26 protein-coding genes are annotated in these 24120 nt (G+C 67.6%); 15 read left to right on the plus strand and 11 right to left on the minus strand.

What is annotated here, in order from left to right:
• Nucleotides 1-18 precede the first annotated feature (18 nt).
• The 8 genes from OYT95_RS19350 to OYT95_RS19385 all read left to right on the plus strand — a co-directional run bounded on the left by OYT95_RS19350 (nt 19) and on the right by OYT95_RS19385 (nt 8810).
• On the plus strand, nt 19-1218 hold the full coding sequence (locus OYT95_RS19350; RefSeq protein ID WP_037234788.1) for an acyl-CoA dehydrogenase family protein: 1200 nt from the start codon (nt 19-21) through the stop codon (nt 1216-1218).
• A gap of 4 nt (nt 1219-1222) precedes the next feature.
• Entirely contained in the window at nt 1223-1951 is a 729-nt protein-coding gene (locus OYT95_RS19355; RefSeq protein WP_112300276.1) for an enoyl-CoA hydratase/isomerase family protein, read from the plus strand.
• 74 nt (nt 1952-2025) lie between these two features.
• On the plus strand, nt 2026-3435 hold the full coding sequence (locus OYT95_RS19360; protein ID WP_037234779.1) for an MFS transporter: 1410 nt from the start codon (nt 2026-2028) through the stop codon (nt 3433-3435).
• Nucleotides 3436-3596: 161 nt separating this feature from the next.
• Nucleotides 3597-3971 (plus strand): nuclear transport factor 2 family protein, encoded by a 375-nt coding sequence (locus tag OYT95_RS19365; RefSeq protein ID WP_112300275.1) that lies wholly within the window; start codon nt 3597-3599, stop codon nt 3969-3971.
• Nucleotides 3972-4039: 68 nt separating this feature from the next.
• Nucleotides 4040-5137, plus strand: a complete 1098-nt coding sequence (locus OYT95_RS19370) for a DUF6777 domain-containing protein (RefSeq protein WP_037234774.1) — start codon at nt 4040-4042, stop codon at nt 5135-5137.
• A gap of 195 nt (nt 5138-5332) precedes the next feature.
• Nucleotides 5333-6478, plus strand: coding sequence for a TIGR03364 family FAD-dependent oxidoreductase (locus OYT95_RS19375; protein WP_268788701.1), 1146 nt, complete (start codon nt 5333-5335; stop codon nt 6476-6478).
• Nucleotides 6479-6518: 40 nt separating this feature from the next.
• A complete protein-coding gene (locus OYT95_RS19380; RefSeq protein ID WP_268788702.1) occupies nt 6519-7220 on the plus strand; it encodes a phosphonatase-like hydrolase in 702 nt (233 codons plus the stop codon).
• 267 nt (nt 7221-7487) lie between these two features.
• Nucleotides 7488-8810, plus strand: a complete 1323-nt coding sequence (locus OYT95_RS19385; RefSeq protein ID WP_268788703.1) for an MFS transporter — start codon at nt 7488-7490, stop codon at nt 8808-8810.
• On the opposite strand, the gene OYT95_RS19390 is transcribed toward OYT95_RS19385, so the two are convergent.
• On the minus strand, nt 8807-9562 hold the full coding sequence (locus OYT95_RS19390; RefSeq protein ID WP_037234763.1) for a GntR family transcriptional regulator: 756 nt from the start codon (nt 9560-9562) through the stop codon (nt 8807-8809). The two genes, OYT95_RS19385 and OYT95_RS19390, sit on opposite strands and share 4 nt — an antisense overlap.
• A 122-nt stretch (nt 9563-9684) precedes the next feature.
• Between OYT95_RS19390 and OYT95_RS19395 the strand changes: the two genes are divergently transcribed.
• Nucleotides 9685-10680, plus strand: a complete 996-nt coding sequence (locus OYT95_RS19395; RefSeq protein WP_268788704.1) for an alpha/beta fold hydrolase — start codon at nt 9685-9687, stop codon at nt 10678-10680.
• Here OYT95_RS19395 and OYT95_RS19400 read toward each other — a convergent pair.
• From OYT95_RS19400 to OYT95_RS19410, 3 genes are read right to left on the minus strand one after another with little or no spacing between them, the layout of a single operon-like run.
• Nucleotides 10628-10948, minus strand: coding sequence for a hypothetical protein (locus OYT95_RS19400; protein ID WP_268788705.1), 321 nt, complete (start codon nt 10946-10948; stop codon nt 10628-10630). The genes OYT95_RS19395 and OYT95_RS19400 overlap by 53 nt on opposite strands.
• Complete coding sequence (locus OYT95_RS19405) at nt 10945-11790, minus strand: DUF692 domain-containing protein (RefSeq protein ID WP_268788706.1); 846 nt, start codon at nt 11788-11790, stop codon at nt 10945-10947. The genes OYT95_RS19400 and OYT95_RS19405 overlap by 4 nt, the downstream gene beginning before the upstream one ends.
• On the minus strand, nt 11787-12656 hold the full coding sequence (locus OYT95_RS19410; protein ID WP_268788707.1) for a TIGR04222 domain-containing membrane protein: 870 nt from the start codon (nt 12654-12656) through the stop codon (nt 11787-11789). Before OYT95_RS19410 ends, OYT95_RS19405 begins: the two co-directional genes overlap by 4 nt.
• 160 nt (nt 12657-12816) lie before the next feature.
• Here OYT95_RS19410 and OYT95_RS19415 point away from each other — a divergent pair, with 160 nt between their 5' ends.
• A complete protein-coding gene (locus tag OYT95_RS19415) occupies nt 12817-13467 on the plus strand; it encodes a maleylpyruvate isomerase family mycothiol-dependent enzyme (protein ID WP_037234750.1) in 651 nt (216 codons plus the stop codon).
• A gap of 3 nt (nt 13468-13470) precedes the next feature.
• Here OYT95_RS19415 and OYT95_RS19420 read toward each other — a convergent pair whose 3' ends face one another.
• The 5 genes from OYT95_RS19420 to OYT95_RS19440 form a co-directional block, all read right to left on the minus strand.
• Nucleotides 13471-13812 carry a hypothetical protein gene (locus OYT95_RS19420; RefSeq protein WP_268788708.1) on the minus strand — a complete coding sequence of 114 codons (342 nt, stop codon included), beginning with the start codon at nt 13810-13812 and terminating at the stop codon, nt 13471-13473.
• A gap of 153 nt (nt 13813-13965) precedes the next feature.
• A complete protein-coding gene (locus tag OYT95_RS19425; protein WP_268788709.1) occupies nt 13966-14634 on the minus strand; it encodes an SDR family oxidoreductase in 669 nt (222 codons plus the stop codon).
• Between the two features lie 55 nt (nt 14635-14689).
• Entirely contained in the window at nt 14690-15100 is a 411-nt protein-coding gene (locus tag OYT95_RS19430) for a TIGR03668 family PPOX class F420-dependent oxidoreductase (RefSeq protein WP_268788710.1), read from the minus strand.
• Nucleotides 15100-15681, minus strand: a complete 582-nt coding sequence (locus OYT95_RS19435) for a hypothetical protein (protein WP_037234737.1) — start codon at nt 15679-15681, stop codon at nt 15100-15102. The genes OYT95_RS19430 and OYT95_RS19435 overlap by 1 nt, the downstream gene beginning before the upstream one ends.
• Before the next feature lie 58 nt (nt 15682-15739).
• Nucleotides 15740-16360, minus strand: a complete 621-nt coding sequence (locus OYT95_RS19440; RefSeq protein WP_268788711.1) for a LysE/ArgO family amino acid transporter — start codon at nt 16358-16360, stop codon at nt 15740-15742.
• 72 nt (nt 16361-16432) lie between these two features.
• On the opposite strand from OYT95_RS19440, the gene OYT95_RS19445 reads away from it, so the two are divergent.
• The 5 genes from OYT95_RS19445 (at nt 16433) to OYT95_RS19465 (ending at nt 22279) form a co-directional block, all read left to right on the plus strand.
• The gene (locus tag OYT95_RS19445) at nt 16433-17308 is read left to right on the plus strand and encodes a LysR family transcriptional regulator ArgP (protein WP_268788712.1); all 876 of its coding nucleotides are present in this window, start codon (nt 16433-16435) and stop codon (nt 17306-17308) included.
• 45 nt (nt 17309-17353) lie between these two features.
• Complete coding sequence (locus tag OYT95_RS19450; RefSeq protein WP_037235038.1) at nt 17354-18361, plus strand: PHP domain-containing protein; 1008 nt, start codon at nt 17354-17356, stop codon at nt 18359-18361.
• A gap of 82 nt (nt 18362-18443) precedes the next feature.
• Nucleotides 18444-19106: a hypothetical protein gene (locus OYT95_RS19455; RefSeq protein WP_268788713.1), complete on the plus strand. Its 663-nt coding sequence runs from the start codon at nt 18444-18446 to the stop codon at nt 19104-19106.
• Between the two features lie 72 nt (nt 19107-19178).
• Nucleotides 19179-19661 (plus strand): hypothetical protein, encoded by a 483-nt coding sequence (locus OYT95_RS19460; protein WP_009476677.1) that lies wholly within the window; start codon nt 19179-19181, stop codon nt 19659-19661.
• Between the two features lie 263 nt (nt 19662-19924).
• Complete coding sequence (locus OYT95_RS19465) at nt 19925-22279, plus strand: arylsulfatase (RefSeq protein ID WP_268788714.1); 2355 nt, start codon at nt 19925-19927, stop codon at nt 22277-22279.
• 22 nt (nt 22280-22301) lie between these two features.
• Here the strand turns inward: OYT95_RS19465 and OYT95_RS19470 are convergent, their stop codons facing one another.
• Both OYT95_RS19470 and OYT95_RS19475 read right to left on the minus strand, forming a co-directional pair.
• Entirely contained in the window at nt 22302-23111 is an 810-nt protein-coding gene (locus OYT95_RS19470; protein WP_037234727.1) for an MBL fold metallo-hydrolase, read from the minus strand.
• 42 nt (nt 23112-23153) lie between these two features.
• A complete protein-coding gene (locus tag OYT95_RS19475; protein ID WP_037234725.1) occupies nt 23154-23921 on the minus strand; it encodes a thiazole synthase in 768 nt (255 codons plus the stop codon).
• Nucleotides 23922-24120 lie beyond the last annotated feature (199 nt).

The following is a 24120-nucleotide window of genomic DNA, read 5'->3' on the forward strand; positions in this document are numbered from 1 at the left end:
CAAGGAAGTTCTTTCATCATGGAATTCGCATACAGCCCCCGCCTCGCCGACCTCAAGGAGCGCGCACGCGCCCTGACCGACACGATCATGCAGTTCGAGGACGAGTGCGAAAGAAACAACGGAATTTCCGACGAATCCCACGCCACGATCAAGGCGGCCGTCCTGGCATCGGGACTGCAGGCGATCAACACCCCCGTCGAATACGGCGGTGCCGGACTGACGGTGCTCGAGCAGGCCGTCGTGCAGGATGAACTCGGTAAGCTCACCAATGCGCTGTGGGACACGGTGTGGCGGCCGGCGAACCCGCTGACTCACGCGACCCCCGAACAGCGGGAGCGCTACCTGATTCCCGGTGCCCGCGGCGACCGCCGCGACGCCGTCGCGATCTCCGAGGCCAACGCGGGCTCGGACTTCTCCGCGGCGAGCACCACCGCGACCCCCGACGGCAACGGCGGGTACATCATCAACGGCGAGAAGTGGTTCGTCACGGTCGGTGACGTCGCCGACTACCTCATCGTGCTGGCCAACGTCGAACCCGAGCACGCCGCGACGATCTTCCTGATCGACGTCGACACCCCGGGTGTGAAGATCAAGCACATTCCCCGCTACACGCACACGTTCGTCTACGAGCACCCCGAGTTCACGTTCGAGAACGTGCGCGTCGGAGCGGACGCCGTGCTCGGTGGCATCGGGCAGGGCCACGACCTCACCCGTGACTGGTTCACGGAGGAGCGGCTGATGATCGGCGCGCGCACGATCGGTGCCGCCGAGCGGGCGCTGACCCTGGCCGTCGACTGGGCACGGGAGCGGGTGCAGGGCGGCGAGCCGCTGATCAACCGTCAGCTGATCCAGGGCATGATCGCCGACTCCGTCGTGGACATCACCACGAACCGGGCGCTCACCCACCAGGTGGCGTGGGAATTCGACCAGGCCGACCCCAATGACGCAGAGCTGCGAAAGACGTTGCACGCCAAGGCCGCGACGGTGAAACTGGCCGCCTCCGAGGCGTCGAACCGGGTGGCCGACCGGGCCGTCCAGATCTTCGGTGGGCGCGGCTACATCCGCGACTACCCCGTCGAGCGGCTGTGGCGCGAACTGCGCGTCGACCGCATCTGGGAGGGCACGTCGGAGATTCAGCGCCTGGTCATCGCGAACGAGGCCAACAAGCGGGGTCTGGACAACCTGCTGTCCTTCCGCTACGCGGCCGGGGAGAAGTAGCACGATGCCGACCGAGAACGCCGGGACCGTCGATGTGCGCCGCGACGGCGACGTCGCCGTCGTCACCCTGAGGCGGGAACAGAAGCGGAACGCGCTGTCCACGCACATGGAAGCCGAACTGCTCGGCGCACTGGGTTCCCCCGAGGTGAAATCCAGTCGTGCGGTGGTCCTCACCGGGGGCGACTCGGTGTTCTCGGCCGGCGCGGACGTCACCGAACTGCGGGAGATGACCCCGGAGGCGATCGCCGAGTACTACCGGACCTCCGGTTCCGTGTACGAGGCGCTCGCGGCACTCCCACAACCCACCGTCGCCGCGATCACCGGCTACTGCCTCGGCGGCGGGCTCGAACTGGCGCTCGCCACCGACATCCGCGTCGCCGACCCGGCCGCGGTGTTCGGTTTCCCGGAGATCGGAATCGGGATCCTCCCCAGCTCCGGTGGGGTCACCCGCATCACCCGGATCGTCGGGGCAGGCCGTGCCCGCGACCTCGTCCTGCGCGGGCGGCGCTTCGACCACACGGACGCCGAACGCTGGGGCGTCGTCAGCGAGATCGCCCCTCCCGCGGAGCACGTGAAGCAGGCTCTGAGCATCGCGCACGAACTCGCGGCGTATTCGCCTCTGGCGCTGAGCATCACCAAGCAGGTGCTGGACGTCAGTGCCGACTCCCCGCATCATGCCTCGCTGCTGCTCGAGCAGCTCGCCTACTCGGCACTGAACAAGACAACCCCTTAGCGGTACCGGCCGAGTGCGGCCGACTCGACCGCCACCCCCAGGGTGACGGCACCAATCGACGTAGTGGAGACGACATGAGTTCCTTCGACGTGATGGACAGACCCGCCAAACGCGGGTTCCACACCAAGCTCCTGATCGCGTGCTGTGGCGGACCATTCCTGGACGGGTACGTCATGAGCATCATCGGTGTGGCCCTGCTCGGGGTCACCGAGCAGCTTCACCCGACGACAGCCGAGGCAGGGTTGATCGGCGCCGCCTCGCTGATCGGTATCTTCTTCGGCGCCACCGTGTTCGGCTTCCTGACCGACCGGATAGGCCGGGAGAAGATGTACGCCCTGGACCTGGTGGTGCTGGTCGTCGCGTGCGTTTTGTCGGTGTTCGTGCAATTGCCGTGGCAGCTCATCGTCCTGCGCTTCGTCATCGGTGCGGCCATCGGTGCGGACTACCCCATCGCCACCTCGCTGCTCACCGAGTTCACCCCCACCAAGAAGCGCGGCGCCATGGTCGGGATGTCGGCCGTCGCGTGGTCGGCGGGCGCGGTTGCCGCGTACGTGGTGGGTGCGCTCGTCGTCGGCATCTCCGGCGGCAACGACCACTGGCGCCTGCTGCTTGCATCCAGTGCGGTCCTGGGTCTGATCGTGATCCTGGTGCGCCGCGGAATCCCGGAGTCGCCGCGCTGGCTCCTGAAGAACGGCCGGGTGGCCGACGCGGAGGCCGTGGTCGAGAAGATCTACGGGGAGAAACTCGACCTGAGCAAGGTGACGGTCGAGGACACGGCGGACAAGCCGAAGGCCGACATCCGGATCTACTTCCGGGGCCAGTACCTTGCCCGGCTGATCATGTGCAGCGCTTTGTATCTGGCGGTCGTCACCCCGCTCTACGCGTTGCTGACCTTCCTGCCCACGATCCTGTCGGGCTTCTCGATCTCCGGCGACGGTTCCGCGGGGCTCATCGTCGAAACCGTCATCATCGGGCTCATCGTCGCCGGATCCATCCCGGCGCTGTTCCTGGTCGAGAAGTGGGGCCGGCGGCCGATCGCAGTGGTCCCCCTGGCACTGATGGTGATTCCGCTGGCAGGGCTGTGGTTGTGGGCGGACGGACCTCTCTGGTTCATCGTCGCCGCCTTCTGCGCGTACGCGTTCATCTCCGGCGGTCCGAGCATCCTGGTGTGGATCTACCCCAACGAACTCTTTCCCACCGAGTTCAGGGCGACTGCGGTGGGAATCGCCACCGCGGTGAGCCGGTTCGGCGCCGCGACGGGCACGTACCTGCTGCCGCTGAGTATCTCGGCGCTGGGCACGGGCACCACGATGCTCTTCGGCGCCGTGCTGACGGCGGTCGCGTTCGTGATCTGCTTCTTCATGTCTCCGGAGACGAAGGGCAAGTCGCTGGAGGAGGTGTCCTCCGTGACCGCTGCGCCGGCGATGGGGACGAGCGCTCCGCGGCTGGAGAAGTTGGAGGAGGCGTCCGCGCCGCGAACCTGAGTAATCGTTCCCGTCCGCCCCTGCCGACTTCCGCGAGGTCGGCGGGGGCGGACCCCTGTGCGGACATGTCCCGCTGCCTGGGAGAAGGGGCTCCCCACCGGGCCGGTGCTGCGTTACTCTCACCACTAGAACACGTTCTATTCGATTGAGGAGTTCGCATCATGGCACCGTCCGCAGAAGACATCCGCAAGACCGTCGAGAGGTACATCGAGGCGGTGGCCACCGGGACCGCCGACGACGTGGTCGCGCTGTACGCCGAGGGCGCCACCGTCGAGGATCCGGTGGGTACCGAGCCGCGGAGCACGGTGGAATCGCTGCGGGAGTTCTACGGGGTGATCGAACCGCTGAAGCAGACCGGCGAGCTCCTGACGCTGAAGATCGCCGGCAACTCGGCTGCGTTCCACTTCTCCCTCGTCACCGACCTGGGTGAGCAGAAGCTCGAGATCGCGCCGATCGACGTCATGACGTTCGACGACGACGGCAAGATCACGTCCATGCGGGCCTTCTGGTCGCAGGAAGACATGATCACGAGCTGACCGACTGCCGGGCCCGGCAACCACACCGCAATTCGGCCCGGCTGATCAGCGACTGTGCTTACCATGGCGTGGTGGCCACCGACGTCGCCGGGCAGGCCGCACGGCGTGCCCGACGCAGAGCAGTCGTTCGAGCCGGTACGCGCCCCGGGCGCGCACCGCGTAGCTGGCTGGCGGTCGCAGGCGCCCTGACCGCCGCGGTGCTCGTGGCGTGTTCCTCGGGTTCCGGGGGCCACCCCGATCCCGTCGACCTGGACCGGGCCACCGACAACGGGCAGCTTCCGTGGACGGAAGTGCTGCTTCCGCCGCAGACGCCGACGACGGTTCCGTTCGGTCCGCCCGGCACCGACCTCCCGAGCGAGCCCCGCGCTGCCGGGATCCGGGTGATCGGCGACCGTGCCGGTCTCTACGGCGGAAGCCCCGATCGGGTGCTCTGCGACCGCCAGCGTCTCGTCGACGACCTCGAGAAGGATCCGGCGAGGCTGCAGGCCTGGTCGAGTGTGTTCCAGGTCGACGACGTGCGGAATTACGTCCGCACCCTGACGCCGGTGCTGCTCCGGGCAGATACCCGCGTCACCAATCACGGCTTCGACGACGGTCAGGTGACCGCATTCCAGTCGGTCCTCGAGGCGGGGACCATCGTGCTGATCGACGACCACGGCGTTCCCCGCGTCCGATGCGTGCGCGGAAGCCCACTGCTGTCCCCGGTGGTGAACCAGGACGCGGAAGTGCAGGGCGATCCGTGGCCGGGCTTCCAGCAGGACAAGTTGTACGTCGTGCAGCCGTCCAACCTGGCGATGACCGAAGTGACCGTGGTGGATCTGATGACCGGTGGACTGTCGCCGGTGCCGATCGGTTCCGGCCCGCAGCAGCCGGCGGAGCGCCCGAATCCGGTGGCACCCGTGGAAGCTCAGGCGCCGGTGGTGGATTCGCCGCCCGCCGTGGTGCAGCAAGCCGCTCCCCGTCCCGCGCCGGCTCCCGAACCGGCACCGGCGGCCGCCCCGCCGCCACCCCCTCCGCCGCCACCCCCACCCCCGCCTCCACCACCGCCCGCACCCGAGCCGCAGGTGAACTACCCGCCTCCGCCCGCGCCGGCGCCCGCACCGCCACAGCAGATTCAGGTGCAGATACCGGGTCTGCCACCCATCGTCATCCCCATTCCCAACTGAGGGTCGGCCGCGGAGTACTCGGCTACAGGGCGACGTGCGCGGCGTTGATCACGATTGCCTGAGTGAAGTGCGACCACTCGACGCGCCTGCCGGGACGCGCAACGGACGGTTAACGGAAGGAAACTTATATATACCTGCGGTAAATTCCACCAACTTGTATTGACATGTTGGGTGGGCGGGTTCACAGTGGGATCCATGACAAATCAACGACGCTACGACGTGGTGGTTGTCGGTGCCGGAATCGTCGGCCTCGCGCACGCATACCACGCACACAATCGAGGCCTGTCCGTGGCGGTGATCGACCATGCCGACCGAGTTGCGGGCGCTTCCGTCCAGAACTTCGGCCACGCCTGCATCACCGCCCAGTCGGGCGTCGCCCGCGACTATGCTCGAGCGGGCCGGGAGCACTGGCTCGACCTGGCACGCAAGGCCGGATTCTGGTCTGCCGAGTCCGGAACATACTGCGTGGCACGACATGACGACGAGCTGGCCGCCATGACCGAGTTCGCGGACGTACGCGGACCGGCCGAAGTGGAACTGCTGTCCCGAGACCGGATCCTCGGCGCCTTACCCATCGCCGGCGATCGCGTCGTCGGGGGCATGTACATGGCCGACGACCTCCAGGTGAACCCGCGGGAAGCGGCCCCCACCATCGCGCAGTGGCTCGAGGCGTCGGGTGTCGACTTCTTCTGGCGCACCGCCGCCACCGGATTCGGGACCGGAGTCGTCCACACCTCGCGGGGCGATCTGCACGCGGGGACGGTGTTCGTCACCGTCAACTACGACATCGACCGCCTGTTCCCGGAGCCGGCCGAGCGCGGCGGACTCCTGCGGTGCCGGCTCCACATGATGCGCGCGAGGATGCCGCTGTCCGCGCCGTTGCCCGCGCCCCTGTTCACCGGCTGGTCGCTCGTGCGGTACAGCGGTTTCGAGAATCTTCCCGCGACGGCGGCGCTCGCGGCGCGGTTGCGGGAAGAGTACCCCGACTACGTCGACCTCGACCTGCACCAGATGTACACACCGCAGCCCGACGGATCGATCCTGCTGGGCGACACCCACATCCGCGAGATCTCGGCGGAACCGTTCCAGTCGGAGAAGGGGTTCGAGGTGCTGATCGGCGAAGCCGCCGCCCTGTTCGGGGTCTCGGACGTCACCGTCACCGAACGCTGGCAGGGCGTGTACAGCTCGGCCCCCGATTCGGAATTCCTGATCGAGGAGCCGATCGACGGCGTGCACATCGTCACCGTGACCACCGGGATCGGCATGACGACCAGCATGGGTCTCGCGAAGGATCGCATCGACCACGCCTTCGGTCGCGAGACCGTGCCTGTAATGGCATAGCAGCACAACCACACTCACGAACATCGAGAGGAACCAGACAATGGGAACACATCACCGGGACATCAGCCTCGTCGTCTTCGACATGGCAGGCACCACCGTGGAGGACAGCGGACTGGTACAGCAGTCCTTCCTCGCCGCGGACGAGCATGCCGGACTGTCGAAGACGGACGAGGACCGCCGACGGATGCTCGAATACGTCTCCGACACCATGGGCCAGTCCAAGATCGTCGTCTTCCGCCATCTCAGCGGCGGAAACGAGGAGCAGGCGCAGGCCGCGAACAAGGAATTCGAACGCTGCTACTCGCAACTCGTCGACGACGGCCGATGCAGCGCCATCCCCGGCGCCGAGGAACTCTTCGGCTCGCTGCGTGAGCAGGGCATCAAGACGGCGCTCACCACCGGGTTCGCGCACGAGACGCAGATGTCGATCATCCGCGCGCTCGGCTGGCAGGACGTCGCCGACGTCGTGTTGTGCCCCGGAGACGGCGTCCGCGGCCGCCCCTTCCCGGACCTGGCGCTGACCGCGTTGATGCGCACCGGCGCCCCGTCCGTGCAGTCCATGGTGGTGCTCGGCGACACCACGTCGGACGTCACCACCGGCCTCCGCGCCGGAGCGCTCGCCTCCGTGGGCGTGCTCACCGGCGCCCATGACGCCACCCAGCTGTCCGAGGCCGGGGCCACCCACGTTCTCGACAGCGTCGCGGACCTGCCCGGTCTGCTCGCTCAACTGCGCAACACCTGATCAAACCCGTTCCACAGCCGGCTGCGCCGCCGGCAGGTCATTCGGCGGCGCAGTCCCGTTCTTCCGCTTCGCACACCCCGCCCGACGCGGCGCCCCAGCCCGGCGCACCGGCGAAAAATTCTACAGCCGAACATCTTCCGCATTCTCGGCGCACGTGGCCGCCCCGATTCCGGGGCCGCCCCTTTCTCGGCACATCAGCCCGCGTATCTGCCTGAACCGGCCTCGACATCTCTCGTAGGCCGCCGCACTCACCTCGAGGTGAATATCATGGCGCAGACAATCATGACCACACGCACAACGATCCCGCGTTACGAACGCTGGAGAATACAGATCTTCGCGATCACCTGGATCGCGTATGCCGGGTTCTACTTCACGAGGCAATCCTTCGCTGTCGCGAAACTCGGCATCCTGGAAGACCCACTCGTCAACGATGTCCTGACGAAGGGCATGCTCGCCAATCTCGATGCGGTGTACCTCGCCGCCTACGCGCTCGGCCAATTCGTCTGGGGCTCCGTCTCCGATCGCTACGGCCCGCGCATCGTCGTTCTCGGCGGCCTGGCCATCTCGGCTGTCGCGACGATGTTCATGGGAATCCTGCCTGCTGTCGCTTTCCTGTTGCCGCTCATGATCATTCAGGGTCTTGCGCAGTCGACCGGCTGGTCCGGCACGCTGAAGAACATGGCCCAGTTCTTCGCCATCTCGGAACGCGGCCGGGTCCTCGGGCTGTGGAGCACCAACTACGCGTTCGGGGGCCTCGTGGCCGCGCCCGTGCTCGGCTGGGTCGCGTACAGCGTGTTCGACAGTTGGCGGGCCGCGTTCTTCGCAGGCGCTGCGATCGTGGTCGTCGTGTTCGTCGCCGTCCTCGTCTTCCAGCCGAACACCCCGGAGGACGTGGGGTTGCCACCGATCGAGGAATACCGCGCGGAGGAGAAGACTCTGCCACTGGATGATTCGGCCGTGGCGGAGGTCATTGCCGAACCCGCGCGGTCGGTGCGCGAGTCGTTCGTGGTGGTGCTGAAGGACCGCATGGTGATGACGCTGGGCATGGCATACTTCCTGCTCAAGCCCGCCCGCTACGCCATCCTCCTGTGGGGCCCGGTCATCGTCGCGGAGCGCCTGCACGGCGCCGGCCACTTCCAGGCGATCGTCATCCCGATCGCGTTCGGGGTCGCCGGCGTCGTCGCACCGATGGTCATCGGCCGGATCTCCGACAAGGTGTTCACGGCGCGGCGCATCCCGGCCTGTGTCCTGAGCCTGGCGGTGCTCGTGGCCGTGCTGGCACTGTTCACGCCGCTGACCGCGGCGGGCAACGCGTGGATCATGGTGGGAGTCCTCGCCGTGATCGGGTTGTCCATCTACGGCGCCGACGCGATGATCTCCTGCGTCTCGGCCGTCGACTTCGGCACGTCCAAGCATGCGGGCGCGGCCAGCGGCATCATCAACGGGTGCGGATCGGTCGGCGCCATCCTCGGCGGGCTGCTCCCCGGGTACGTCGGGACGTCCACCCTGTTCTACGGCTTCGCGGTCGCGGCGTTCGTGGCGATGCTGCTACTGATCCCGCACTGGAACCGCATGCCGGCAGCCGACTAGCCTCCGTTGCCGTCGTCCGACGGAAGCCGGGGGTCGATGGTGCGGGCGTTCACGATGCTGAAGGCGACCAGGTCGGGACGGTACCGATCGTCCGCGTACTCGAACGTGTCGCCGTTCTGATCCCGCGACGTCCGACGTTCCCGAAGCAATGGGCTGCCGGGGTCGATGCCGAGATTCTCGGCGTCGACCTCGGTTGCGGCGACGGCGTCGAGCACGTGCTCCATCGATTCGAAGCGGACGCCGCGGGAGGTGAGGTAGTCGGTGATCGATCCGGTGTCGATGTCGAAGTCGAACAGCAGGGAGCCGACGCGCTCGGTGAACGTGCTCCGCTCGATCATCGTCGGTTCGCCGTCGAGCAGTCGGACGCGGAGCACCTCGACGACGAAGTCGTCCGCACTCGATCCCAGTGCGGCGGCGGCGGGTTCGGACACCCGGCGACGCGCGATCTCGAGCGTGCGGCTGCCCGCGGCGCGGCCGGTCCGGCGCGCCCACTGGGAGAACGGTGTGAACGTGTCCAGGGTCTGCGTGATGTCGTGGCTGCGCACCACGGCCGGTTTGCCCTGGGACAGCTGGATGAGCCCCTCGTTCTTCAACGTGGCCAGAGCCTGGCGCACGGGACCGCGTGACACCTCGAACTCCGCGCACAGCATGCTCTCGCTGGGCAGCGACTCACCCACCGCGTACTGCCGTTGCATGATGCGCTGCCGGAGCTGGAGTGCGACGAACTCATGGCGGGAGCGTGCCTCCACCATTGCGCATCACCCCACTTCCCCGGTCGGTCGACGGTCGCCACTGCGAGTCAGCTGCATTCTAGTGGCGTCGCAGATACGCTACGTTGCGAGAACGCGTTCTATCCGGTGAGGGGGTGCGGAGCATGCCGTCGTCGACGGATCGGGTGGTGACGGTCGACGGATTCCGTTGGCAGATTTCCGAACTGGGTGACGGGCCGCCCGTCGTCCTGTGTCACGGATTCCCGGGCCTCGGCTACAGCTATCGCCATCAGATGCGGGCCCTCGCGGCCTCCGGGTACCGCGCGATCGCCCCCGACATGCCCGGCTACGGCGGCACCGACGTGCCCCGCGACATCGACGACTACACGAACGAGCGGGTGTCGGACGCGCTGATCGATCTGCTCGACGCGCTCGGTCACGAGCAGGCCGTGTTCGTCGGCCACGACTTCGGAGCACCGGTCGCCTGGACCGTCGCACTGCGTCACCGCGCACGCGTGTCCGGGCTGGTGCTCCTGGCCGTCCCCTACGCGCCCGACCGGTTCCCGCTGCGACCGTCGGAGCTCTATGCGTCGATGGCGCGCAAGCACTTCCTGCACATCCACTACTTCCAGGAACCGGGTGTCGCCGACCGCGAACTCGACGCCGACCCCCGAGGATTCCTGCAGCGACTGTTCTACGCGTTGTCGGGCGCCTACCGCTATCTGGACATCTGGCAGCATCCCTCGGAGGGCAACGGTTACCTGGACGTGCTGCCCGGCGCCCCACCCCTGCCGTGGTCGTGGCTGACGGAGGCCGAGTTCGACCATTACGTGGAGGTCTTCACCCGGACGGGATTCACGGGCGGACTGAACTGGTACCGGGCGTATGACGCCAACTGGGAGCGCTCCGGGAGTCTCGCCGGCGCCCACATCGAGGTGCCGACGCTGTTCGTGGCCGGCGCGCACGATCCCGTCATCGTGATGAGTGGTGCGCAGGCCCTCGACCGGATGCGTGACACCGTCCCCGACCTGCGCGGACTCCATCTCGTCGAGGGAGCCGGGCATTTCGTGCAGCAGGAACGGCCCGACGAGGTGAACGAGATGCTGCTCAGATTCGTCGCGGGCGGAACAGACGCCGACTCCGCTCGGGCAGTTCGCTGATCGACTCGAGGTACGCGGTGAACGCCGCGGCGTCCGCGCGGGTGCTCACCTTCGGCCTGTCCTCGGCCCAGGCGGCGAACAGCGCGAAGAATCGGTCGCCGAGGGCGGCGCGGACGTGGGGTAGGTGTCCGCCCACTTCCCCGGACCGCTTGCGGAGCAAGGCCTTCGATCCGGTGTCGATCGCGTGGCGGTCGAATCCCTCCGGCAGCTCCCCCGCTGCGACGAGAGCCCGGACCAAGGCCGCCTGCCGCGCCACGAGCCCGGTCACGGCAGGCTCCACACGGCGCCCCCGGTGATCCGCTCGAAGCCGGCCGCATCGGCGATCGCATCCAACTCGTCGAACAACTCCCGGGCGGGCGGGTAGTTCCCGTCGCGCTCGAGCATCACCGCGGGGATGGCATCGGCTGCCCACTGCCGGACCAGGTCCAGCACCTCGCCGGGCACCGGGTCGGTGTGGGTGTCGTGATACGCGCCGTCCCGTACGGATCCCCCGGCGACGTGGCAGTACGCCACGCGTTCGAGGGGAAGCCGCCGGAGTTCCTCACCGGCGTCGCATCCGCGGTTGCGGGCGTTCGCGTAGACGTTGGCGACATCCAGCAACAGGTACACGCCGGTGCGTTCGACCAGTTCGGCAAGGAACTCACCCTCCGAGTACTCGTCGTCCGGCCAGTCGAACAGGGCCGCGATGTTCTCCACGGCCAGGGGCACAGGCAGGGACTCCTGCGTGCGCCGGATGTTGCGCACCAGCACGTCGAGGGCCTCCGCCGAGCGCGGCACCGGCAGCAGGTGCCCGGCCTCGAGGCCGCCCGCCCGGACGAACGCGACGTGCTCGCTGACGAGCGGCGCACCGAGCGCGTCGGCGCACCGCGCCAGATGGTCGATCCGGCGCTGCTCGACGCCGTCCGCGCCACCCAGCGACAGTGAGATGCCGTGCGGGACGACGGGAACCCCCAGCGACCGCAGTTCGTCCGGAACGCCGACTCCGCGCCGGCGTGCGGGCAGCGATTCGGCGATCACCTCGCAGAACCCCAGCCCGTCGAGCCGGTCGATGATTCCGCAGATCTCCGGGCGCCAGCCGATGCCGAGGCCCGGCTCGATCAGGGTGGTCATCCCCCGCACCCCCCACCGCCGCCGCACCCACCGCCGCCGCCGCAGGAGCTGTCGCCCCCACCGCTGCTGCTGCCGCCGTCGCCGCTGCCGCTGTCGGTGACACCGGCCGCGCTGGCGAACCCCGGGGAGAACAAGCCGACGGCCCCCATCCCGAAGAGTGCCGTCGACAGTGCGATCGGCGTCGGACCGTATGCGGTGAGCGACGGGCGCATCCGCGGCGACAGGTACGAGTGCTCGCGGCGCAGTCGCTGCAGTTCCGCCGTGCCCTGGTGTGTCCGGCGGCCGGTCCGGCGAACGAGCTCCCGCGCGGCCGAGAGCAGGACCACCGCGAGCAGCAGGAAGCCGATCGGTTTGCCGCCGGCGAACCCGGATACGAGGCGTGCCACGCCGATGGCCAGAACGACGAGGATCGGGAGGCTCGCGCGGCGATTCCAGGCCTTCTGTTCGGGTCCCGTGAGCAGCCCCTGCGCGACCAGCGTGGCGCGCAGGTGGTCGAGCGGGGCCTGCAACCGGCCCGGGAGCCGAAGGTTGCCGAGGGCGCCGCGCCCGGAGGCGAGTTCGTCGTAAACGGCCCGCGTGAACCATCCGAGGGCGTTGTCAGTGACCCCCCACGCCCGCAGGACCGTCCCGTCGGCGGAGATGAGGTCGGCTCCCCGCAGCAGCGTCAGGGACGCGGCGATGGCGCGATCGTCGCTGGTCAGCATGCCGGCCTGCACCGGATCGAGGCGGACGCCGTCGGTCGGGGCGGATGCGGTGCCCCGGGACCGGAGGAACACCGCCAGCCCCACCGCGAGCACGGCGGCGGCGACGTAGATCACCAGGAAGGTCTCGCTCGGTATCCCCCACGTAGCGGATTCGTTGTACATCGCACACCACCTTTCAACCACGTTGTCCGACAGTCGATCTCAGTATCAGTACGATTGTCCGATTTGCACCCGCCGGGTGCCGATCGTCACCGTTCCGTTATCGAGATCCTGGGGATTCGTCGTGAGGTGGCTGTGGGTGGCATCGCCTAGCATCGTCAGCATGACGTCGCCGATCGCCGCACTGTCGTATGCCGAATTGCTGGATGCGGTTGCGGAATCGCACCGCACGGTGGAGGCGACGCTGGAGGGGTTGACCGACGATCAGGCGCGAGAGCCGTCGTTGCTGCCGGGGTGGAGCCGGGGGCACGTCGTCACGCACCTCGCGAGGAATGCGGACGCGCTCAACCGGTTCGCCGTCGGGGTGATCACCGGCGAGGCCGCGCCCGAGATGTACCCGGGCGGTCCGGCCGCGCGGGCCGCGGCGATCGAGGAGGGGGCCGGACGTCCGGCCGAACTGCTGGTGGCCGATTTCCGCTTCGCGGGACGGCGGGTGATCGAGTCGCTGCGCCGGATCACCGAAGATCTGTACGAGACGCCGGTGAACTGGCGTAAGCGGGTGCCTGCGCGGCAGGTGCCGGTGCTGCGGTGGCGGGAGCTCGAGATCCACCACGTCGACCTGGGGCTGGACTACTCGGCGGCCGATTGGCCGTCGGCCTTCGTGGAGCACACGCTGGAATCGGAACTGCCCGAGCTCGCCGCTCGGCATCCGGATCTCGGGGTGCCGGAACTTCCGCGCACCGAACTGCTGGCGTGGGTTATCGGGCGCCCCACGCGGGAGGGTCTGCCGCCCGTGCCCGCGTGGCCGTTCTGATCGTCAGGCGTACTCGACGTTCTCGAACGTGTCGGCGTCGTCGAGCGCGTTCCAGATGATCGCGTAGCGCTTGTGGGTCATCTCGTCGGCATCGACGAGCAGGGCGTCGAAGAGGGACTTCGGGTTGTCCTGCCACGACTGAACCAGGCCCGCGACCGCCTGCGGCGTGAACAGGCCGGACCGCGCTGCCGCCTCGATCCACTCGTCGAAGTCGCCGCCGTGAATCCGCTCGACTGCTTCGCGATCGACCTCGCCGTCACCGAGGTCGAGAGTGAACATCGTCGCGAAGACGTCGCCGTCGACGGCGACGACGGTGTCGCTGTACATACGCTGGTCGGTGTTCATCGTGGGGATACCTCCTGGGAGTCAGCTCGTTGAACCTGACTCACGTTTGCGACCTCTGCTGATGAGAAGAACTGTAGGGCGACTAATTGTGAGCAGCTTAAAGCCTTTCTGTGAGATCAATCTGTGATCTATCTCACGCAGGTTTCTCCGCGGTCAGCGGACCCTCAGCACGACTTCTGTGGGGTGCGCATCACCCGGTGTCTCCACCGCGTTACGCACGGCTTTTGCGACGGTCGACGGCTGCAGATACTTCTCCGGCCGGTACTCGTCGCCCTCGCCGGCCACGATGGTCCGCTGCATATCGGTGTCGATCCGACCGGGGTGAATTGACGTGACGCGCAGTAACGGCTCCTCGAGCCGCAGTGCGTCACCGAACGCCCGGAGGGCGAATTTGCTCGCCGCGTACGACGCCCAGCCGGCGTTCGCGCGGAGCCCGGCGCCCGAGTTGATCAGGACGACGTGCCCACCCGCTGCGCGGAGGGCGGGCAGCAGCAGTCGTGTCAGTTCGGCCACCGCGATGACGTTCGCCTCGAGCGTGTGCCGCCACTGTGCGACGGTCGACTCCCCCACGGTCGCGAGATCGGCGACGCCGGCGTTGTGGACGAGCACGTCGAGCCGGTCGATCGGGGCGCACGCGGCCGCTAGCGCGTCGTAGTCGGTCAGCTCGACCGGCCAGGGCGTGGCGCCCGGCAGTTCGTCGAGGATGTCGGTCAGCGATCCGGCCGACCGGGCGCCGAGCAGGAGGTCGTGGGTCGGGGCGAGTTCGCGGGCGATGGCGGCTCCGAGGCCACGGCTCGCGCCGGTGATCAGGGCTGTGGGCATGCTGTCGAGGCTAACGCCCGTGAGTACTTGTCAACCGCGGGAGGTTAATAAGTACTCACGGGCCGAAGGCACTCCAGTGGTGCCACCGCAGGTCGTGGATCGCGATCACCGGTCCGTCCGGGCGGCGGTCGACGTACTGCGGATACTTCGCGGCGAGAACGTCGATCGCGGCCCCGCTCTCCGGGGAGCCGGGGGCGAGCACCTCTGCCCGCCCGTCGACCCGCACCCACCACAGGTGGTCCCAGTTCTCGTCGTAGTGGTCCACGAGCAGGGTGACGGCGGGATTGGCCGCGATGTTCGTCAGGCGCCGTAATACGTTGCTGCGCTTCGGTTTGTGGTCGACGCAGGAATAGATCGTGTCGGAGTCGAGCGCGAAGACGAGTGGGACGAGGTGCGGCACCCCGTCGGACCCGACCGTGGCGAGGCGCGCGATGCGGGCGGCCGCGAACCGCGCGACGGCGTCCATCACGGTTCCATCAGATAGTCGCCGCTCACCGGTTCCGGGAGGGCGGGAATGCCCAACGGACGCTTGAAGTATGCCCACGGGAACCACAATGTCCCGACCTTCTGCCAGCCGTCGGCCTCGAGCTTCTGGCGGCTCGCCAGCGCCGACACCCGGGTGTGCTCCCACTGTTCCTCGGACTTGCGGACCGTGTGGAACAGGGTGCCGAACCCGACGGAGTGCCAGCCGTACGAGCCCGCGTGGTTGAGGATGCGCATCTCGTTGAACGCGGTGAGCGGGGTGAGCCTGCGGGTCCGGCCGTCCGGGTCCGTGTCGGGGGCGTCGCCGATCCGTTTGCCGAAGCGTTGTTGCGCCGCCTGCCGCGACATGCCGAGTGCGGCGCCGACGGTGTCCCAGCTGTGTCCGGCGGAGCGCGCGGCGGCGATCGCGGAGACGAGCAGTTCGTCGACCGACTCCCGTGCCTGCGACGTGAGCCGGACGAGGGCCAGGTAGGCGGCGGGGTCGTGGTCCAGTCCCGGGTCGATCTCGGGGTCGGCCTTGGCGATCGCGTCCGACAGCAATTGGGTGAGCGCGGCATCCGGCATGTGTCAAGTATTGGTTGACAAGAGTTCCGTTGTCAACAAGATCTTGACAAGCTGGTGACTAACTGGCGACGAGGGTGATGCCGAGGGTGAGCATCAGCGCGGCGATCCCGGCGTCGAGCACGCGCCACGCGCCGGGTCGGGCGAACACGCGGTGCAGGAACTGGGCGCCGTAGCCGAGCGCCAGGAACCAGAAGACGCTGGCGGTGGCGGCGCCGAGGCCGAACAGCCACCGGCCCGAATTGCCCTGGTTGTTGGCCACCGAGCCGAGCATCAGCACCGTGTCGAGGTAGACGTGCGGGTTGAGCCAGGTGAGCGCGAGGCAGGTGAGGATCGATGTCGCGAGAGTTGCCGATCCGATTTCCTGTGTGGCATCGAGAGTTCCGGGGCGAAGGGCGCGGCGAGCGGCGAGCACCGCGTAGGAGACGAGGAATGCCGCTCCCGCCCAGCGGATCACAGTGATGGCGGCCGGAGCGTGCGCGAGTACGGCGCCGATCCCGCTGATCCCGACGGCGATGAGCACGGCGTCCGACACCGCGCACAGCACGACCACTTGCAGGACGTGCCTGCGCGCGATCCCCTGTCGCAGGACGAACGCGTTCTGTGCGCCGATCGCGACGATCAGCGACAGGCCGGTACCGAAGCCGGCCGCCACCGTGAGCAAGGCAGGGGTGAGGTGCATGAAAACCACGCTACGAACCCCGCGTACATCAATCCAGCTAATTATCCTTCATTGCCATTAGCATCGCTTCATATGGATCTGGACCTGGCTTCTCTCCGCACGTTCGCCGCAGTGATCGACGAAGGCACCTTCGACGCCGCGGCCCGCGTCCTGCACATCACGCCGTCCGCAGTGAGCCAGCGGATCAAGGCACTCGAGCAGCAGGTGGGACGCGTCCTCGTGCAGCGGACCAAGCCGGCCCGGGCCACCGAGTCCGGGCACGTCGTGCTCACGCTCGCCCGCCAGATGGCCCACCTCGAGCGCGAGGCCATGTCGTCCCTCAATCCCGAGGAGGCGACGGCGAGCACGCTGTCGCTGGTCGTCAACGCGGATTCGCTGTCCACGTGGATGATTCCGGCCCTTGCCCGTCTGGCGCCGGAACATAGGGCGCTGTTCGACCTGCATCGGGAAGACGAATTCCACTCGACCACCCTGCTGCGGGAGGGCACGGTGATGGCCGCGGTGACGTCCGTCCCCGAGGCGGTGCAGGGCTGCACCGTGGAGAAGCTGGGGTCGATGCGGTACCGCGCGCTGTGCAGCCGCGACTACGCCGAACGCTGGCTTCCCGACGGCCCGACGGCGGACGCCCTCGCGGTGGCACCGATGCTCGACTTCGACCGCAAGGACGAACTGCAGGCCCGGTTCCTGCGCGGCTTCACGCGGCGCCGGCTGCAGCCGCCGCGGCATTTCGTCCCCGGGTCTTCCGCGTTCTCCGACGCCGTCCGCCACGGACTGGGCTGGGGACTGTTGCCGGAATTGCACACCGGCGACGACCACGGGCTCGTCGAACTCGACTCGTCCCGCCCGATCGATGTCCCGCTGTACTGGCAGCGGTGGAAGCTGGATTCGCCGATCCTCGCGGCGCTCACCACCGCGGTCCGGGACGGGGCGCGCGAAGCGTTGCGGTGACGTCGGGGTGGGCGCAACACTGGAGTCATGGACGCCGACAGCCCAATGGACCCGGTGCAGGCCCTGCGAGAGACAGCGTTCTGGCTCGAACGGTCGCGTGCCGAGACGCATCGCGTGAAGGCGTACCGGCGCGCGGCCGACGTGGTGGCCGAACTGTCCGAGGAACAGCGGGACGTCCGGCAGCGCACCGACAGCTGGAAGGATCTGCCCGGCATCGGACCCAAGACGGCGACCGTCATCCGTGAGGCGCTCGACGGCGTGCCCGTCTATCTCGCGGAACTACGGGAGAACGCGGAATCGATCGGCGGCGGTGCGCTGCGCGACGCGCTGAAGGGCGACCTGCACACCCACTCGGACTGGTCGGACGGCGGCAGCCCCATCGACGAGATGATGCGCAGCGCGGCCGCCCTGGGTCACGAATACTGCGCTCTGACAGACCATTCCCCGCGTCTGACGGTCGCGAACGGGCTGTCGGCGGAGCGGTTGCGTTCTCAGCTGGAGGTGATCGCCGAGCTGAACGAGGAACTGGCACCGTTCCGCATCCTCACCGGCATCGAGGTCGACATTCTCGACGACGGTTCGCTCGACCAGGATCCCGATCTTCTCGACGAACTCGACATCGTCGTCGCCAGCGTGCACTCCAAGTTGCGGGCGGAGCGCGGGGCGATGACCCGCCGGATGGTCCGGGCGGTGGAGAATCCGCTGGTGGACGTGCTGGGGCACTGCACGGGCCGCCTCGTCGAAGGCGGTCGCGGAACCCGGCCGGAGTCGACGTTCGACGCGGAGCAGGTGTTCACCGCCTGCCGCGACAACGGCACCGCCGTCGAGATCAACAGCCGTCCCGAGCGCCGCGACCCGCCGAGTCGCCTCATCGATCTGGCCATCGACCTGGGGTGCCTGTTCTCGATCGACACCGACGCGCACGCCCCCGGGCAACTCGCCTGGCAGGGGTACGGATGCGAGCGGGCGATGCGGTGCGGTGTGGAGGCCGACCGCGTCGTGAACACGTGGTCCGCCGACGATCTGCTGGAATGGGCAAAGCAGCGCTCGTGAGTGGTTGACGAGTGCAGGGACTCGTCAACCACTCACGGGCCGAAGGCCTGTCGGGAAACACGACTTCGGTCTAGATTGGTGTATGGCCGAAGTGCAGGGCGATGCGCGGTTGCGGCAGCTGAAGACTCCGCGCGCCGCGGCGATCGCCGGTATCGTGTTCGCCGTGCTCTTCGCCATCAGCTTCGTGCTGGTGCGCACCGCGCTGCCCGGCAGCGTCGTCACGGACACGGCGTGGGTGGGGCGCACCGGATCGAGAATGTCTGTCGCATTGACTCTTTTACCGTTCGCGGGTATCGCATTCCTGTGGTTCGTCGCCGTCATCCGCGACCGGCTCGGGGATCTCGAGGACCGATTCTTCTCGACGGTGTTCCTGGGCAGCGGGCTGCTGTTTCTGGCCATGATCTTCACCTCGACGGCGGTCGCCGGTGGTGTGCTCGCCATCTCGCGGCAGTCCGACCTCCCGCAATCGTCGATCGTCTACTTCGGGCGGGAGGTGATGCTGCAGATCAACAACGTCTACGCGCTGCGCATGGCCGGGGTGTTCATGATTTCGCTCGGCACGATCTGGCTACGCACCGGCCTGATGCCGCGCTGGCTGGCGGTGATCACCTATCTGGTGGCGCTGAGCCTGCTACTGGTCGTCAGCCTGAGTTTCTGGGTGACTCTGCTGTTTCCGGCGTGGGTGCTGTTGATCAGTGTGTTCATCCTCTCGGGTGGTCGGCACGAATCGACCCGCCCGAACTGAGCGTGCACGGCGACGCCGAGCACCGGGTTACGGCTCTGGCGGAAGATGTTTGTTTCATGAGACAGTGCCGGTGTGGCCAATCCCGCGCCCCGGCGCCCCACCGATCCAGAGGCCTTGTACCGGGTGGTGGCGGCCCGCCGCCTGCAATACGAGAACCTGCTCTGGCAGGTCCCGGCCCTGAGCCTGACCGCCCAAGCCTTCCTGTTCAGCATCGCGTTGGGTCAGGGCGTCGACACGTGGGCTCGGATCTTCTCCGCAGTGCTCGCGCTGAACTTGTCGGTGATCTCGATCATGCTCATGGCGAGCCACCGACAGGCTGAAATTCGGGACGTACAGTGGCTCGACCGCTTCGAACAGGACGAACTCGGGGCGGGAGACTGGGGGCCGCACGGCGCGGCCTTCCGGAAACCCTATGAAACGAAGTTGGATGCAGGCTGGTTCGGGAACCTCATACACCTGCGGCTCATGTTCTACGTGTGGATCGTTGGACTCGGAATATTCGGCGTCGTCGCGATCTCGATGATCGTCAGGACCATTCTCACCACGGTGCTGTAAGCCCCTGACGTCCATCCGGTGTCGCCGCACACGCGCACCGCCGTAGGTGCCGGCCCTTTCGGGGCCGGAATTCAACCCGTCAAGACTCGCCCGGAGTGGGGGAAGAAGATCGTGTCGGCTCGTACCGTGCGGGCGTAGACACCCGGTCGTCGGCGGCCGGACGATGAATCCGGCGGGGATCACCGGCGATCCCCGCCGGCGGCCGGTGCACGGGTGCAGCGACCGCATGGCAGGTCAACCCTACCCAGTCGAGGAGTGACACCATGGCCAGGAATCAGCGGGGGAAGATCGCGGTCGATATTCGTGACTCGGTCCCGGACTGGGAACCATACCTGCCGACACCAGCCCCTGACGGTGCCCCGAACATCCTGCTCCTCGCTTGGGACGACGTGGGATACGGCACCATGGACGTCTTCGGCGGCCCGGTCGACACCCCGACCATGAGACGCATCGCGAACATGGGGACGAAATACGCGAACTTCCACACCACGGCATTGTGTTCCCCGACCCGAGCGTCGCTGCTGACCGGTCGCAACGCCACCACCAACGGCATGGCGACCATCGCGGAGTTCAGCTCCGGATTCCCGGGCATCTCGACCCACATCCCGTTCGAGAATGCGTTCATCTCCGAAGTTCTGGCCGAGCAGGGCTGGAACACCTACTGCGTCGGAAAATGGCACCTCACCCCGGGCGAAGAAACGAACATGTCTGCGGTCAAGAGCCGCTGGCCACTGGGCCGCGGATTCGAACGCTTCTACGGATTCCTCGGCGGCGAGACGAACAGCTGGTACCCGGATCTCGTCTACGACAATCACCCGGTCGATGCTCCCGGCACCCCCGAGAACGGCTACCACCTGTCGAAGGACCTGTCGGACAAGGCCATCGAGTTCATCCGCGACGCGAAATCCGTCGACCCCGACAAACCGTTCTTCATGTATCTCGCGCCGCAGGCCGGGCACGCACCGCACCACGTCCCCGCGGAGTGGGCCGACCGGTACAAGGGCAGGTTCGACGAAGGGTACGAGGCCATTCGCGCCGGAATCCTGCAGCAGCAGAAGCACATGGGACTTCTGCCCGAGAACACCGAGCTCTCACCCATCAATCCGCACGGAGAGCCGACACGCACCGGACCCGACGGGCAACCCTGGCCGAAACTCGACACGGTCCGGCCCTGGGCGTCGCTCACCGCCGACGAGCAGCGCCTCTTCGCGCGCATGGCTGAGGTGTTCGCCGGCTTCGTTTCCTACGCGGACGATCAGCTCGGTCGGGTGATCGACTTTCTGGAGGACTCGGGGCAACTCGACAACACGCTCATCGTCGTCATCTCCGACAACGGCGCCAGTGGTGAGGGCGGCCCGAACGGATCGTTCAACGAGTGGCGCTTCTTCAACGGGGTCGCCGACACGACCGAGGAGACACTCCCACACCTGGACGAACTGGGCGGGCCGGCGTCGTACAACCACTACAACACCGGATGGGCCTGGGCGTTCGATACACCGTTCCCGTACTGGAAGCGGTGGGCCGGCTACGAGGGCGGCATCGCCGACATGTGCATGGTCGCCTGGCCGGCAAAGCTCGAGCCCAGGAGTGAGCCCCTGCACCAGTACATCCATGCCGTCGACATCGTTCCGACGATCTACGAACTGGTGGGAATCGAACCGCCGCGCACCCTCGGGGGATACCTTCAGAACCCCATCGAAGGGGAGAGTTTCGCGGCATCCCTGACCGATGCGACGGCACCGGGCAAGGAACTGCAGTTCTACACGATGCTCGGTCAGCGATCCCTGTATCAGCGGGGGTGGCTCGCCACTGCCGTGCATCCGCCACTGTCCGGGTGGGGTCACTACGAGCACGACGTCTGGGAGCTCTACCACCTCGACGAGGACCGGGCCCAGACCAAGGACCTCGCCGCGCAGGAACCGGAACGTCTGGCGACTCTGAAAAGCCTGTGGTTCTACTACGCCGGTCTCTACAACGGTTTGCCACTCGACGACCGCAGCGCCCTCGAGCAGGTCGTGGCCGAGCGCCCGCACTCCGGGAAGAAAAGAGATCAGTATGTGTACTACCCGGATTGCGCGGATGTTCCCGAGTCGGCCGGTGTCCCGATCAACGGCCGGTCGTTCACGATCGCGGCGGGGGTTCGCCTGGACACCGCCGACGCCGAGGGCGTCCTCTACGCCCACGGTGGCGTGGCCGGCGGACACAGCCTCTACCTGAAGGATCGGCGACTGCACTATGTGTACAACTGGCTCGGAACACACCTCCAGGAGATCACCGCCGAAAGCGAGATCACTCCGGGATCACATGTCTGTACAGCCGAGTTCACGGTGGAGGGCAAGAACACCGACCCGGCAGTGCCGGGGTTCGCGGGAGCCGTCACCTTATACGTCGACGACCAGCGGGTGGCGGGCGGGAACATCGTGACCCAGCCGGGCGCGTTCTGCCTCGTCGGCGACGGCATCTGCGTCGGGCGTGACAGCGCATCCCCGGTGACCCCGGACTACACCGCACCGTTCACCTTCACCGGCGGCGCCATCGACAAGGTCGTCGTCGACGTGTCCGGCGAACGGTACATCGACCACGAGGCTCAGGTGCGGGCCTGGTTCGCGATCGACTGAGCCCCTTCGTGAAGCGGTAGCGCTAGCCCCGCTCACCGGCCAGTTCCTCGAACAGGGTCGGGTCGTGGGCGGAGAAGACGCGCACCCGCGGCGCCTCCTGATTGTTCAGTTCCCGGAGTCGACGATGATTGCCGCGGATCTTCGAACGGTCCACCGCGATCAGCTCTTCCATCACGCGCAGGGCGCGACCCTCGGTTCCCGGCGACACCTGTCCGGGGGCGGCGACAGTGCTGCGGTGGTAGAACGCGTCGCCCGCGTGCAGCAGCCAGCCCTTCTCGCCGGTGTCGACGGCCACCGCCGCGTGGCCCCGGGTGTGGCCGGGCAACGGGACGAGCACGATGCGGTCGCCGACCCCGGCGATCGGGTAGGTGTCGGAGAAACCGAGCACGGATTCGCCCGGCCCCGAGTAGGTGTGCACCGTGGGTGCGGGGGTGAGCTGGGCGGGACGGTACCGGACCTTCTCCCGGAACGACGAACGTCCTTCCCATGCTGTCCGTTCCGCGGCGGTGGTGTGCAGAGTGGCGTTCGGGAAGTCGGCCACACCGCCGATGTGGTCGAAGTCGAGGTGGGTCGCCACGATGTGGGTCACGTCCGCAGGATTCAGGCCCAGCTTCTCGAGCCGGCGGACCGCCGTCTCCGACTCCCGGAACCGGGCACCCATCAGGTTCGAGTACCGGCCGACGCGTCCGGTGGGGTCGGCGACATCCGCCTTCCCGAAGCCGGAGTCGACCAGCACGATACCCGCGTCGGTTTCACACGCCAGTACGTGGCACACCAACCGCCCGATGAGCGCCGAGGAGAACGAGCCGCAATTGAGGTGGTGTACCCGCATGGGGGTTCACGCTAGCCGAGTCGGCGTTCGCGGGACGCCCGATTACACCGCGACCGGTGACGACGCCTGCGCCCAGAACCGTTTCGGGATTCGTCCGGCGTTCCGGGCGTGGCGCCCGGCCGTGACCGCTCCGGCCATCGCCGCGGCCATCAGCGGAGGGTCCGAAGCCCTCGTCACCGCCGACGCGAGCAGTACTGCGTCGCAGCCGAGTTCCATCGCCAATGCTGCGTCGCTCGCTGTGCCGATCCCGGCGTCGAGGATGACCGGGATGTCGGTGCGCGCGACGATCATTTCGATGTTGCGGGGGTTCGAGATGCCGAGCCCGGTGCCGATCGGCGAACCGAGTGGCATCACGGCGGCGCATCCGGCATCGACCAGGCGCTGGGCGAGCACGGGGTCGTCGTTGGTGTACGGCAGCACGACGAATCCGTCGTCCACGAGTTGTTCTGCTGCCGAGACGAGTTCGATCCCATCGGGCAGGAGCGTGCGCTCGTCGGCGATCACTTCGAGCTTGACCCAGTTGGTGCCCAGGGCCTCGCGGGCCAGGCGCGCAGTCAGCACGGCCTCCGCGGCGCCCCGGCAGCCGGCTGTGTTCGGCAACAACGCGATGCCCAGTCGATCCAGCAGTTCGAGCAGCCCGGTTCTCCCTGCGGCGTCCACTCGGCGCATCGCCACCGTCGTCAGTTCGGTGCCCGAGGCGACGAGTGCCTCTTCCAGTACCGAGAGGTTGGCCGCACCGCCCGTGCCCATGAGAAGCCGGGACGAGAAGTCCCGGCCCGCGATGGTGAGTGCGTCGGTGTGGATACGCATGGGTACCTCCGGTCGAGATGTCAGCGAGCACTCGAACCCTACGATCGAATCGTCTCCGGCGTCAGAGCCACTTGTGCGCTACGTCATAGGTCCAGATTGGTCCCCTGTCTCGCCGTCTTTCTGGATCTTCTGGACCCGTACCAGATGGCTCAGAGTTGTCGGTGCGATGAACCACGTGGAGAACGCCACGTCGTCACGA

Source organism: Rhodococcus sp. JS3073, assembly GCF_026810085.1.
GTDB classification, from domain to species: Bacteria; Actinomycetota; Actinomycetes; order Mycobacteriales; family Mycobacteriaceae; genus Rhodococcus_F; species Rhodococcus_F wratislaviensis.